The organism is Vibrio splendidus (assembly GCF_002873455.1).
Lineage (GTDB): Bacteria > Pseudomonadota > Gammaproteobacteria > Enterobacterales > Vibrionaceae > Vibrio > Vibrio splendidus_J.
This window is the reverse complement of record NZ_MCUN01000035.1, coordinates 65,112-80,704: the sequence shown is the minus strand read 5'-3', so window position 1 is coordinate 80,704 and position 15,593 is coordinate 65,112. Positions and strand designations below refer to the sequence as shown.

The window sequence follows — 15,593 nt, the reverse complement described above, 5'->3', positions numbered from 1 at the left end:
TGCTTTCTGTTCATCAAATTAGAATATGAAGTGCATCTCAATCAATGCTCACAAACCCATCGAAGTCCCTGTCTCCTGCCCTCGTTTTATCTTCTTTTACAACCTTTCCAATGGTTTGATCTCTTTCTCTGATTGTTTCTGTTACTTTGAATGACAACACAAACACAACAGATAATTACAATGAAAAAAACATCACTATTACTTGCTTCCATTACTCTGGCTCTTTCTGGTGTAGCACAAGCTGACCAATTAGAAGACATCCAAAAATCAGGCACACTTCGTGTCGGTACTACAGGCGACTACAAACCTTTTTCTTACTTCGACGGCAAAACCTACTCTGGTTATGACATTGACGTAGCCAAGCATGTTGCTGAACAGCTGGGCGTTGAATTACAGATTGTTCGTACCACATGGAAAGACCTACTGACCGATCTAGACAGCGATAAATACGACATCGCGATGGGCGGTATCACGCGTAAAATGCAGCGTCAGTTAAACGCAGAACAAACTCAAGGCTACATGACCTTTGGTAAGTGTTTCTTAGTTGCGAAAGGCAAAGTAGAACAATACAACAGCATTGAGAAAGTGAACCTTTCTTCTGTTCGTGTTGGCGTGAATATTGGAGGGACTAATGAGATTTTTGCGGATGCTAACTTGCAAGACGCGAGCTTTACACGCTACGAGAACAACCTAGACGTTCCGCAAGCCGTTGCGGAAGGTAAAGTTGATGTAATGGTGACAGAAACTCCTGAAGGCCTGTTCTATCAAGTGACAGACGAGCGCCTTGAAGCAGCTCGTTGTGAAACACCGTTTACCAACAGCCAATTCGGTTACCTGATTCCAAAAGGTGAACAACGCTTGTTGAACACAGTGAACTTCATTATGGATGAGATGAAATTGAAAGGCGTTGAAGAAGAGTTTCTGATTCACAACTCTCTTAAGTAACCTCTTTTCGATTTATACCGTAAAAAAATAGGCCAGCATTGCTGGCCTATTTCGTTATCGTTTAATGGTTCGCTTGCCCTCAGCCCTCACTATCGAACACGTAGCTGGCGCTCACCTATTTAGTATTAGCCGTGAGTGATGACATTCTGCTGAACTAATGCATCGAGAATATCCGAAGGCATGGTGCCGCTTAACGTTAACTGAGGAGCAAGGTCTTCAACCACAATCACCTGCTCTGTAGTGCCGATTCCATCAGGATTGATGGTTAGCTCTACATCATTCCCATCGACTTTCGCATCGATATGTTGCAACAGCGTCGTCATGTTCACAGTGGCATCTTTCAGTTCAGGTAACACTTCACGTAGATCAATTTGATCACCTTCAGATAGATTGAAATCAGTAATCGTGTCTTCAACACCGTCTTCAATATTGAACCACACAAACGAATCCATTCCATTGCCGCCCGTCAGGATATCGGAACCGCCGCCACCAATGAGCGTGTCGTTACCATCACCACCAACAAGTGTATCATCACCCGCTCCACCTTCCAGTCGGTCATTTCCAGAACCTGCTGTTAGGTCAGTCGCATTCGCACCAGCCAACAGCTGAACATCATTAGTTTCCGAAGCTAGGTTAATATCGACCGCGTCAGACACAATGTTCAAGTTAAGATCGATTGAAGCCGATGTCGCCGTATCGTTGTTGTCAGTCTCTTCAGAAACCGCCTCCACTTTAAGTGTGTAGCTACCCGGAGTTTGAGAAAGCCCTACAGCCTGTAAGCTATCGATCGCATCCGACGTTGCCATCCAAACACCGCCACCGAGATCAGTCACAGAACCGGCATCACTGGTGATCTGAGCGCCAGTAGGTACATCACTGATATGCAACGTTAGCTCCTCTGTAATGTCCGTTAAGGCCGCGATAATGCCAACCAAAGGAATGCCACTCGCACTGACTGACTGACTCGCAGTAATGTTTCTCACGTAGTTAGACGCAGTGTCAATCGACAAGGTTGGCGTATTCGCCACTGGTGTCACCGCGATGTTGTAAACCACAGGCGTCGTCTCTATCGCGATACCAGAAGGGTTTCCACTGTCTTTAGCGACAACTTCTAACCCAATGCTATTGGTTGGAGACAGGCTCGCATCAAGGTAAACACCATTTGGACTGGTTGGCGTATCAATCAGTGCATTTAATTCACTCAGAGTACCGACTAAGATGACCGAACCGGTGTTGTTCCCGTTGATCACTACCGTCGCCCCTGCAGGAAGTGATACATTCAGCGTACCGTAATCCACTGTCAGCGTGACGGTCATTAAGTCACCTGAAAATGCATCAACATAATCAGGGTCACTGAAATTGATACCACTCAATAGCTGACCAACATCCTCGTTAACATCCGTGGTGACACTGTCACCATTAACAACAGGTGTATCGTTCACTCCATCGACAATCGCAGTGATCTCTGCAGTATCCGTTAGGAAGTCATTAGCGCCGTTGGTTGTACCATCATCTTCGACGGTATAAGTGAACTTAACGTTACCGTTGTATTCGTCAGCCGCGGTAAATATCCAGTACGGGCCAGTAATCGTAGCGTCATCAGCTCCACCTAGATTTTCAAAGCGCTGTAATTGACCTTGGCCCTCGTCGAGCACCAGATTAGTCACGGTAATCGTGTCGTTTTCCGGGTCGCTCGTCGCAGCGATTAAGTCTTCTTCTTTGATGATCAACTGACCTTCTTCAAGGATATTTCCTAAGTCGATATCCGTTGCCACGGGCTGATCATTCACTTCCGTAACAACAACACTGATTTCCCCAGTATCCGTCAAGAAGTCATTTACGCCGTTAGTTGTACCATCGTCCTCAACGGTATAAGTAAACTTAACATCACCGTTGTATTCGTTGGCGGCGGTAAATACCCAGTACGGGCCAGTAATCGTAGCGTCATCGGCTCCACCTACATTCTCGAAGCGCTCCAACTGACCCAGACCTTGATCAAGCACCAAACCGTTCACAGTAATCGTGTCGTTTTCCGGATCACTGGTTGCTGAAATCAGGTCTTCCTCTTTAATGATCAGCTGACCTTCTTCAAGCATGGTGCCCAAATCAATATCCGATGCCACTGGCTGGTCATTGACTTCAGTAACTACAAGGCTAATTTCAGCATTATCAGTTAAGAAATCATCCACACCGTTGGTGGTACCGTCATCAATGATGTCGTAATTGAACTTCACATCGCCATTGAAATCATTGGCTGCAATGAATATCCAGAATGGTCCCGTAATCGCCGCGTTATCAGCACCACCAGCATTTTCATAGCGTGTAAGTTGACCTTGCCCTTGAGTAATAGTCACACCGGTTACTGTGAGATTATGGTTTTCTAGATCAGAACTCGCTGCAATCAAGTCACCTTCAACAATCACGATTTGACCATCTTCCGCTATCGAGCCTAAATCCACATCAGTCGCCACTGGAGCGTCATTCACTTCCGTCACCTTAATGGTGAAAGTAGTTTGATTACTTTGAGCGGTATTCGGATCACCCGCGTCAATCAAGCCGTTGTTGCCACCGTCGTCGAGCGTTGCATTGATTGTGACTAAACCACTTTGGTTGAGGTAGTTCTGGTCTGGGTCTGGTTTGAAAGTCACCGCTCCATTAGTCAATGCGGTATTGATGTCGGCCTCTTTACCTGTAATCACAAGCGAACCATCAGGCTGCAATACAAACGTCACGTCAGGTGAGCTCGTAAACTCAAATACACCTTGCGCTCCTGGCAGTGTTTGATCCACTTGTAACGTAAGAACATACGGCGCATCTGGGTTATCAAAGTTAGCGTCAACATCGTAGATACTGAAGTTGTCGATAGCGATGCTAATATCTTCCGGCGTTTCAATGTTGGTCACATTCACAAACGTCGGTTGATCGTTGATAGGATCAATCACCAAATCAACATCGAAGCTGGTTGGCGTACCCAAGTATTCGGTGCTGTCAGCGTCTGTATCTACCGAACGCACCGTAATCTGCAGTGGACCATTGATACCTAGTGCATTGCCTGTATCACTATTATGTTCTCCAGAGTTGAATACGATCTTGTCTAGCGACTGTGCGGGAACATCTAAGGTCCAGATCTGCGTTGCTGGATCATAGCTACCCAAGGTCGTTCCATCTGGATAGTAGATAGAAGCATCTTGAGGAACGTTCGCCACTTCAACTCGAAGCGTTTCTGGTGCGTTTTCGGTAGACGTTACGCTTCCTGTCGTCGAAAATTCCTTGTCCAAAATAGTCGCATTGATTTCAATATCAATGTTTTGGCCTTCGTTACCCGCTATAGAATCCGTCGGGTCGGTATCAACATCATCGCCAACAGGCACCACATGCAGTTTGAAACTTGGCAAGTTTGCAGCGGCGGTAGGCACACCCAACAAAGATTCTTGAGTGAAGACTTCAACGCCAAATTCAGCAGTACCACTGAAGTTTTTCGGTGGTAAAACTGAAATCTCACTCAGGTCGAACGAAAGTCCCGATGCTTGAGGCAGTTGAACACTCCACTCACCGCCACCGTTGTTTTTCACCGTGTAAGCTGAACCAGCATCTACACGCATCTGGAAGCCATCAGGTACATCTGTGAACTTAATCGATACAAACTGTTCTGAGCCATCAAGATCAGTCAGTGCAATCGATACAGGCCCTGTACCTGACAGGGAAATAAGCTGGTCCTCGTTGCCAGTAATCTCGATAATATCAGGATCGCTACCCGGCCCAGTGACAGACACGTCATCTACCACAGGAACGACTTCAAAGCTGACACTTGTCGAGAAATTATCGGAGTCTGTTGCTGTTCCAACAGGAGAAGCAGGATCATTATAGGTTGCGGTATCTGTGACTGTACCACTGACATTAACTTGTACTTGGTTAATATCATTTCCAGTTGGGTAATTTAGTGCAGGTCGGAACAACACGTTATCTAGAGCACCTGCGTTTATCTCCGATTCATCGAAGGTCACCGTTGTACCAAGAGATACACCCGCGCTGGTATAAAACGCGCCGACACTCGTGTCATCCAAAGTCAGCGTAATAGAAGTGAATTTTTCCTCACCACCTTCAACTCCGCTAACTTGATCTGTAATGGTTGAACTGAAATCAAGCTGAATATAGGTATCTTCATAGCCAACTGGATCTTGCCCAGCTTGACCGTCTGTATCGACAGGATTAAATGCATCATCAAGAGAGCCAACAACGTTCACCTCAATCGTTGGATCCGTCTCCGCGTCAGGCGCGACTTTGATGATAACTTCGGTCACTAAGGTCTTTTCATCGCCAGATTGTAAATCTTTGGTCACTATGGTCATCGGCAACCTAAAGTCACCAGAGTAGTTTGGTGGCAGATTCAATAACAAACCCGAGGAATCGACAGTTACGCCTTGTTCGACTGTCGTCTCGTAAACATATTTCCCGTTAACAAAGTCAACATCACTGCTTCCCGAGAGGCTAATTGGGAATGAAGTTGTCGCATCAATAACTAGAATACCATCAATGATCACCGTCACTTGGTCAGTAGAATCATCGCGGCCAGTAAAGCTTAGAATACCGTTTAGAGCCGCACCAAGATCAAGCTGAGTATCTTCTACTGCATCGATAACGCTGTCTGGCACAATAGAGATCGCGGCTGCAACTTTATCCGGAGCAACGAGTACTTCAGGATAAGAAAGCGTTACCTCTCCAGTACGTTGCACTTGGACGGACGTTTCATTGTTAGCATCCCCAGAATCTGATACCAAGGTGAAAATTGTCATCTTGATATCATTGAAATCAGTAGCAACATCATCTGCATCATTTGTAGGGGTGAAATCTAATCCATTTGGCGCACTGACGCTAAAGGCATCTTCATTGGTCACAACCCAACGGCCACCGCCTTCATAAGAGGCACCAGTTACCAAAAGTTGCCCTAAAATATCATCAGATAACGCGCTTCCATCGGTGTTAGTCAGCTGAACAATCACTTCATCAACTTGCTCTTCTACTGTACTTAAATCTGTTTCTTGGTATCGGACGACGTATTCACCGTCCCAGATTTCGTCTCCGTTAGTATCAGTCGTTTGGTTATCACTGTTGGTTGTAAATTTAATAACGCCATTAGCATCAGCCGTAATCGTAGTGAGATCTCCAGAGCCATCTTCGTTCGAAACGACAATCTTGTTGTCGGTATCTCCGGGTTCAACGACGGGTCTTACACGCACATCAATCGTACCTGTAATCGTCGCCGTCACTATGCCTTGCCCTGGGTTTGAGGCATCAACGTATTCATGATCTCGCTCTTCGAGCATCACAACGGTATCAAGCGCGAAATCGGTACTTGAATCTTGAGCTGGTGTGATTTGGATAAAATTATTGTTCAGTGCAATTTGAGTAAACTCTTCTGCCGTCTGTCCCCCCTTCGGAGTGATGGTTAAAGTACCTGCGGCCGCGTCGTAAGCCCAAGTCACATCGCCATTAATTACAACACTTTCGACATCAATTGGAATGTCACTGATGACAATCGAAGTGAAATGCTCATCAGAATCAATATAGTCTGCGCCTTCAGGATGCCAATCGATATTGATAGCAGTATCTTCATTTCCGTTTGTGACGTTGTTGTAGGTTGCTGAGGTGTCGATGATAGGTTCAACCAACACTCGAATTTCTTGATCAAACGTAAGCGTGTGACCATCATTCTCGGTCACAATCACTTTACCTTGAATGTGGATATTCTCTGTCGATGAGTCGACAGGTCGAATGCGAATGCCTGAGGTTTTACCTGCCTCAGTAATGTTCGCTTCGTAGATAGGTTTCGATAGATCAGGACTACCGCCCGGTCCAGTTTCGTAACCGACAAAGTTAAGATCGATCACCGTACCGTCACCGTCTTCGAGAATAACGCCATCAGGAATACCCGAGAGGATAACGGTTATGGATTCTGAACCGTCGTCAGGCAGTGGGGTTTGATCTACAGCTGCCGGATCAGGTCTTCTTTCTCCAGATAACACAGTGAAGTCAAGCAGAGCAAAGTTATCACCGTTTTGACTTTCTTGAATCGTGGTTTGAACGCCGGTTATGCCACCTTCGTTAAACGTCGTCCAATCTGTACCATTCGTCCCACCATAAGGCGTGTCGGCAACACCTTTGACCTCGACGTTGACCGTCTTAGTACCCAGTATTTCTTCATCGACTTGCGCACCTGAAGAAAGGTTCGCGGTGTCTTTAACCACACCGGTGACATCGAAAGTAAAATCCACATTGCTGTGTTTGGTTGGAACAACTTCCACGTTAGCCAAATCGGAATACGCGATTTCTTGATAATCCACACCATTGATCGTGATGGTCGGAACGACTGTCGTGGTGCCTAAGAAGTAAAGCACTGCTCCTTCCGTAACATTACTGATGCGCACAAACAGTTCTTCAGAACCATCGGTATCCACTGACCCAGTCATAGTGATGACTTCATCTAGCGTGAATGCATCTTTGTTGTCCAAAGGACCGATGTAATCAGGGTCATCGATGTTGTCTTCGTTGATCCTAATACGGCTCACACTGAATTTGCCCGGGTCGGCGTCAGCAGTGACATCAATGATAATATTTTGCTCTACAGAACGAGCTGTCGTCTTATCGTTTGCTCCACCGTTGGCTGCATCATCGAATGGGTTACGTGTCTCTTCGGTAATAGCTGTCGCTTTAAATTCAATTTGCCCAGAGAAGTTATCAATAGGGTTAACCACGGTGCTATTGATATCACCAGCAGCGATAATATAAACACCCCCAGTCGGTGTAAGCACATTGCCATTTTGATCGAGGAGCTCGAACTTACCGATCCCCTGCACAGCTTCTAATTCATAAGTAATGGTTTCAGTGCGGCTGTTATCTTGTGATTCTGCATTCAACTGTAACGTGACATTGTCTTCATCTTCGTTCACTTGATACTGATACATGCTGTTGGAATCATCCCAAGTCGCAATATCAGCCACAGCTTCAATCTCAATTCTGAAGTTTGAATTAACGGTGTGATCAGGGGTGCCATTATTATCAATTTCAAGTTCATAATTGATTCGCACACCGTTGTTATTTGACCCAAAGTTTTGGTCAGGGACAAAGAACAGGTTGTCGATCGTCGCAATGGTTTGTCTTGCTTCATTTGGGTTTGGAGCAAAACTTTGGTCCATCACAGATGCATCAAAGATGATATCGCCGTTAAGTTCTGGATCTAACTTGTGATACTCCATGCCATCAAAGTAATAGAACGTACCTCTGTGGTTGCTGTTTTGAATCGTCAGTTGACCGATAGACTCGTTGTTATCTTGGTCATACAGACTAACTTGTAGCGCAACTTGAGCTGGTGCATTAGGCAAACCACTCTGGTTGTCTTGAACGTTCTCAAGAGTCGGTGCATCGCCTGCCGCGTAAGGTATCGTTGAATCTCTACCCGCGTCCTCGAAGGTCGTCACTTTCAGCGCAATTCTTGTAGAGTCCCTATCAGTAATCGTAATATCTAACGGAGTTTCAGAGGTGTCTAAGTCTCCATCCGTCGCGATCACATTAATCGAGAAATCGATGGTATCTAGGCCGTCATGATCGAGATAGCCATTAGCTCTAAATTCCACTTCACCATTTGAGTTGATACGCAGTCGGCCAAGCTCACGAGTATCAGCACCGCCATTTGTTTGCTCGTAGACTCGAACTTGTTGGCTACCACTGTTTAAATCGAAACCGCTACTGTATGGCCCATTGTTCCCGCTACGGAAAACAATATCTGCACCATTATTTGAGATGCCCTCAATTCGACTCAGTACCGCGCCATCAGCCCCTACATCTGTTGCGTTGGCAAACATGTCGACTTTGGAGTTGCCATAGCCCTGACCTTCAAGACGAGTAATCGATTGAGTTGTCACCAATGGAACATCATCCGTCACTGTGATTGTCAGATCAATCGCGTTTGATTGGTCTTGGTCAAAGTCTTCAGCCACAACTGAGAAACCAAGTTCGATGTTGTTTTCATCAGCGCCATCAGGGTGCTTAAGTGGTTTAAACAGTTCAAATTGATAGCTGTTATCCGAGGTATCGAAAATAATCTCGAACACCGCTTCATTACTCGTTGCAGTTTGAGCAACGTAAGTAAATGTTGTGCCAATCTGTGAAACAGCTAGCCACTCTAAGTTTTCTCCATCGGAGGTTAAGCCCGTCAGAACCAAATCTTCGTCAACCAGTTCATACTTAACAACGCCATCGGCACCTTCATCGACGGTAAACAGCCCATTAATAATGGTGTCTTCAGATTGTTCTGAACCAATCCCGGTAAGATCGTCTTCATCAACAACTGTTTCACCGGTTGGCGCCGACATTACCGGAGCATCATCTAGCACCTCGATTGGCAATACATATTGGTTAGAATCATCACCATCACCATCAACCGCAACAACATCAAATGGTATTGTTAATGTATCGAGGTTACTCGGTGTCGTAGCGTGATTGAGAGGGCCAAGCAAGGTAAAGGTGTAAGCTCCATCATCAGTCAACACTAATGTGAAAATTGGCGTTCCACTTGGGTCGGTTGCCCCTTGGTAGGTAGTCGTATTAGCAGCACCAGTGATTTCGGTGATCTTAAGACCTTCACTGCCCGACGATAGTGTTGCTTCCAGCGTTAAGATATTACGTAGTTCGTAAACCTCAACTTGGTCTGCACCTTCAGTGGTTACAAACGAACCCGTCGCTTGTGCCAGAGTGCCCAAATCATCTTCATCAACCACAAACGTACTCGCGACAGTGGTGTCAGTAATGGTTGGTACATCATCGGTAATCGTCACCGTAAGAGGTTTCATCACTGAGTCAGTGTTGTCTTTGTCGACTGCTATAACTGGCAAGGTGAAGATTTGATCATTGTTACCTTGTACTGGCAGGTGATCTAACTCTTCCAACAAGGTGAATGTGTACTCTCCTAGAACCACGCTGCTAAACGTGATGGTGAAGATATCCGTTTGGACACCGCCGCTCTCAACGTAACCAATATAATTATCGCTGTTCAGAGGATCTTCTTTTAGTTGAACCACCAAACCATCCGCTTGCAGATCACCTGATGTGTTGAATTGAGCCGGATCAATGCGGAAGTAGCTAACATCATCACTTCCTGCTGTGAAAGTAATGGTTTCAGTTTGGCTCACAGGTAAGCCCGGTGAAGAGCCATCAACCAGATTTGCTTCAGCCAACTCGACAGTCGGTACGGTGTCGATAGTTGGTGGCGCGCCATCGGCAATAGTTAACGTCACTGTAGACGTCACGATATCGCCATCTTTATCTTCAGATGTCACCGTAATGGTCTTGACGATATCGCCACCAGAGTGGTCTAGATTGCGGTTAGGTTCAAAACGTACATCCCCTTCAAGATTGATAAACAAAGAGCCCTCGGTGAATACAAACTCTTGCTCGCCAGTATTCGTTTGTACCAAAGCCATCTCAGGTTGATTGTCATACACAAACTTAGTAATTGTCGCGCCATCTGCACTTTGCGCAGGCATAACATCGAAGACTGCTGTAGTAGGCGTTCCCGTGGTTGGCTCAGTGATGTTGAGCGCACCCGATTGCATCAGTTGAACATCATCGGTGATGGTGACAGTCAGCGGTTTAGACGCTGAAACATCACCGTCGGTATCTTCTGCGTAAACAGAAAGATCAAAGCTCAGATCTTTATTTCCTAAACCATCAACATGATCTAAACGTTCAAGAAGAGTAAACGTATATTGGCTCGGATTCGTGTCATCAAAATCCAGAGTGAATATGACTTTCTCGGTACCTGAACCATTAGTAGTAAACGCAATGTAGTCGCCAGAATTTACAGGGTCTTCACGTAAACTCAGTGACAAACCATCCGACTTCAACGCGCCATTGGTATTGAACAGCCCTACTTCCACCACTATTTCAGCAATATCATCACTGCTTGCAAGTGAAGTAATGGTTTGAGTCATACTTACTGGGTTTAAGCTAGGCGTAGAACCATCAGCAAGTAAACTTTCTGACAATGCCACACCCGGCACAACATCGATTGTTGGTCCATCACCATCAATAATGGTGAGCGTAACCGTCGACGAAAATATATCGTTATCGAAATCTGAAGAGGTGAACACAATTGACTTAACAATGTTACCTGCAGAATGGTCTAAGTTGCGGTTTGGTTCGAATCTTACATCACCCGTTAACGTCACAAACAATGAACCTTCGGTGAAAGTAAACTCCTGTTCGCCATTGTTGTTTTGATTCAGGGTAATCGGAGAGCCACCGTCGTACGTGAATTGCGTAATGTTCGCACCGTCTGCACTTGGTAACGGCATCACATCTACCGTAGCAGTTGTGGGTGACCCTGAGTTTGGTTCGGTAATGGTTAAGAAGCCATCTTGCATTTGCTGGATGTCATCTTCTATCGTAACCACCACATCGCGTTTCGTTGATTCAGAATCATCTGTATCAACAGCGTAAACCGATAGACGGAAAGTTAGATCGTTATGCAGTACACCATTAAGGTGATCAAGCGCCTCAATCAAGGTAAAAGTAAACTCACCTTTGTTGACACTATCAAAGCGAATTGTGAATACGTTAGTGACATTGCTTGCCCCATCATCAGTAAAACCGATGTAATCACCTGCTGAAGCCGGATCTTCTTTGAGTTGAACGACAAGACCACTTGATTTCAGCAGATCGCCAGGATTGAATTCGTTGGTAGCAATTCTAAAATGACTAAAGTAATCACTTCCTTCGGTATAAGTGATTGTGTGAGTCGAACTTACCGCAGAACCGCTTGGCATCGAGCCATCTGCTAGGTTGACTTCCGATAAGTTAACATCTGGAACCACGTTGATAACTGGATCGATACCGTCTTTGATCGTCAAAGTGACATCCGCAGTATCGGTATCGTTATCAAAATCACTGGTGGTGACAACAATCGTTCTTACGATATCGCCAGATGAATGGTCGAGATCTCGGCTCGGTTCAAAACGAACCTCCCCTTCAATGGTGATATACAATAAGCCATCGGTTACAGTAAATACTTGTTCTGTGGAAATGCTTGGGTCTAATGTAACGGCAGTACCACCATCGTAGGTAAACTGTGTCACTTTCGCGCCATCAGCACTCTGCGTTGGCATAACATCAATGATTGGCGTCGTTGGTGGTATACCCGATGCCAAATCAGCTAGTGAAGGCTCAGTGATACTTAAAGTACCATCTTGAACACCTTGTACGTCATCGGTGATCGTAACCGTCATAGGCGACATTGCAGAATCATCACCATCCACATCAACCGCTAAAACAGGTATATCGAAGCTTAGTGTATTGTTTTGTAATCCATCTACATGATCTAACGCTTCAAGCAGTGTGAAGGTGTATTGTCCTAAATTACTCGTCGAGAAGCTGATCGTGAAGACGTTGGTTTCTACGTTAGAACCGTCTTTAACGAAGCCAATATAATTACCAGAATTAGCTGGCTGCTCTTTTATTTCGACATCTAGGCCGTTCGATTTCAAAGCCCCAGAAATATTGAACTGAGTAGGATCAATTCTGAAATGGCTTAAATCATCGCTGCCCACTGTGTAGGTAATGGTTTGTGTCATTGTCACTGGGTTGCCCGTTGGCACAGAGCCATCAGCCAGATCCACTTCAGATAACGTAATTCCGGGAACAAGGTTGATAGTAGGAAGGTCACCATCAACAATCTTCAGTGTCACGGTCGAAGTAACAATATCGCCATCAAGGTCAACAGACGTCACCTCAATAGACTTGGTAATATCACCACCTGAATGGTTTTGATTACGCACAGGTTCGAAACGTATCTCACCTTCCGTCGTAATGAATACCGAGCCTTCCGTGAAAACGAACTTTTGTTCACCATTTACATTTAAATCAAGGCTTTCTGCAGTATTACCATCGAAAACAAATGAAGTGACTTTCGCTCCGTCGGCGCTTTGACTTGGCATCACATCAAAGGTATTTGATGTTTCAACACTTGTTGCAGGCTCACGACTGGTGATTGTGCCGTCTTGCATCAACTGCACATCATCACCAATAGTCACGTCAAGCTGAGAAACTAACGAATCATCACCATCACTATCAACCGCATACACTGGTAGATTAAAGCTTAAATCGTTGTTACCACGCGCATCTTGATGATCCAGGGCTTCGATTAACGTAAATGTGTATTCGCCTAAGGTTCCAGCGTTGAAGTCCAGCGTAAATACTGTCGTCTCCACATTAGACGAACTGGTAGTAAAACCAACATACTGACCAGAACCTTGAGGATCTTCACGCAGTTCGACCGCTAAGCCATTCGATTTAAGTGCATCGTTAGTGTTGAACTCGGTTGGTTCCAAACGGAAGCGAACCACATCATCACTTTGGTTGGTGAAAGTAATCGTCTGTGTTGAGCTGACCGCGCCAGCATTTGGTGCAGAACCATCAGCTAGGTTTGTTTCTGAGATCGTAACGCTTGGCACAGCATCGATGGTTGGAATATCACCATCGGTAATAGTCAGCGTAACGGTTGAAGTCACCGGATCGTTATCAAAATCACTTGAAGTAACGACAATCGACTTCACGATGTCTTCACTTGCCGTGTGGTCTAAATTACGATTTGACTCAAATCGCACTTCACCTTCCAGGGTGATAAACAGTTCGCCTTCCGTGAAGCTGAATTGCTGCTCGCCAGTGTCATTTTGGTCAAGCGTTCGTAGCTGACCATCATAAGTAAACTGAGTGATTGTCGCGCCATCGGCACTCTGATTTGGCATCACATCAATGGTGTTGGTTGTGATTGTTCCGTCTGCAAGATTTGGCTCAGTTATATCTAACGTACCGTCTTGCATTATTTGGACATCATCACCAATGGTCACATTGAGTTGAGACACCAGTGAATCATCGCCATCACTGTCGACAGCATAAACAGGCAGATCAAAACTCAAATCGTTCTTATCTAGGCCATCTACATGGTCTAACGCTTCAAGTAAGGTAAAGGTGTACTCACCTAGCGTGGTTGCCGAGAAACTAATGGTAAACACTGGGACTTCAGCGTTCGAACCATCGGTAATAAAGCCGATGTAAGTGCCTGGATTAGCAGAGTCTTCTTTTATCTCGACCGCAAATCCATTCGATTTCAGAGCACCGCCCACATTGAACTCGGTTGGCTCAATACGGAAACTGGTCACATCATCACTTTGATTGGTGAAAGTAATCGTCTCAGTTTGGCTTACTGCGCCGCTACTCGGATCAGACCCATCCGCAAGGTTGGTTTCAGACAAAGTAACGCTTGGCACTGCGTCAATGGTTGGAATATCACCATCGGTAATGGTCAGCGTAACGGTTGAAGTCAGCACGTCATTGTCTGAATCGCTTGAGGTCACCACAATCGACTTCACAATATCTTCGCTAGCTGTGTGGTCTAAATCGCGATTTGGCTCGAAGCGTACTTCACCTTGCAAGGTGATGAACAGTGAACCTTCAGCAAAGACAAACTTTTGTTCACCCGTATCGTTTTGATCGAGCGTTATTACCGCTCCGTTATCGTAGATAAACTGAGTGATTGTCGCACCATCGGCACTTTGACTAGGCATCACATCAACAGTGGCTGTCGTCGGAGTACCCGCAGCCAAATCAGCAACCGTTGGCTCAATAATATTAAGCGCTTGGTTTTGCATGACCTGTACGTCATCACTGATGGTCACATTCAGTTGAGACACCAGTGAATCATCACCATCGCTATCAACGGCATAAACAGGAAGATCAAAAGTCAGACCATTCTTCGCTAAGCCATCTACATGATCTAATGCTTCAAGTAAGGTGAAGGTGTATTGGCCTAAATTGGTATCCGAGAAGCTAATCGTAAACACGTTAGTTTCAACATTCGGAGCCGTTGTCACAAAGCCGATGTAGCCACCCGGCGTGGTTGGGTCGGCTTTTAACTCGACTGCCAGGCCGTTTGATATGAGAGCACCACCAACATTAAATTCAGTCGGTTCAATACGGAAGCTCGTCACATCATCACTTTGATTGGTATAGGTAATGGTTTGAGTTGAACTTACCGCACTTGTATTCGGAGCAGATCCGTCACTCAGATTCGTTTCTGACAGCGTAACGCTTGGCACAGTGTCAATCGTTGGGATATCGCCATCGGTAATGGTTAGCGTTACCGTTGAAGACACAAGATCGCTATCAGAATCACTTGAGGTTACGACTATCGACTTAACGATATCGCCACCAGTATGGTCTAGGTTACGATTTGGTTCGAAACGAATATCGCCTTGTAGGGTGATATACAATGACCCATCAGCAACCACGAACTTCTGCTCACCCGTATCGTTTTGGTCAAGCGTTAATACCGCCCCACCATCGTAAGTGAACTGAGTAATGGTCGTCCCATCAGCACCTTCTTCATCAAGAACATTAACGGTGGTAGTTGTCGGAGTACCTGCTGCCAAATCTGCAACCGTTGGCTCTTCAATTGTGAGAGAGTCATTAACCATCACTTGAATATCATCAGTGATAGTTACTGCCAGCGGAGACATCAGAGAATCATCACCGTCGCTATCGACAGCGTAAACTGGCACGTTGAATGTTAGGTCGTTATTACCTTGAATAGGCGTGTG

At 45.5% G+C, this 15,593-nt stretch carries 2 protein-coding genes (1 of these 2 only partly in view); one reads left to right on the top strand and one right to left on the bottom strand.

Annotation, left to right across the window (positions count from 1 at the left end; translation table 11 throughout):
- Window positions 1-180: 180 nt before the first annotated feature.
- Window positions 181-945 (top strand): transporter substrate-binding domain-containing protein, encoded by a 765-nt coding sequence (locus BCU75_RS19000; RefSeq protein ID WP_102474750.1) that lies wholly within the window; start codon window positions 181-183, stop codon window positions 943-945.
- A 125-nt stretch (window positions 946-1,070) separates the two neighbouring features.
- Here the strand turns inward: BCU75_RS19000 and BCU75_RS18995 are convergent, their stop codons facing one another.
- Window positions 1,071-15,593: the 3' portion of a retention module-containing protein gene (locus BCU75_RS18995; protein ID WP_102474749.1), read on the bottom strand. Its footprint extends 13,221 nt past the window's final position; only the last 14,523 of its 27,744 coding nucleotides appear in the window; its start codon lies beyond the right edge, outside the window — the gene reads right to left on this strand; the stop codon is at window positions 1,071-1,073.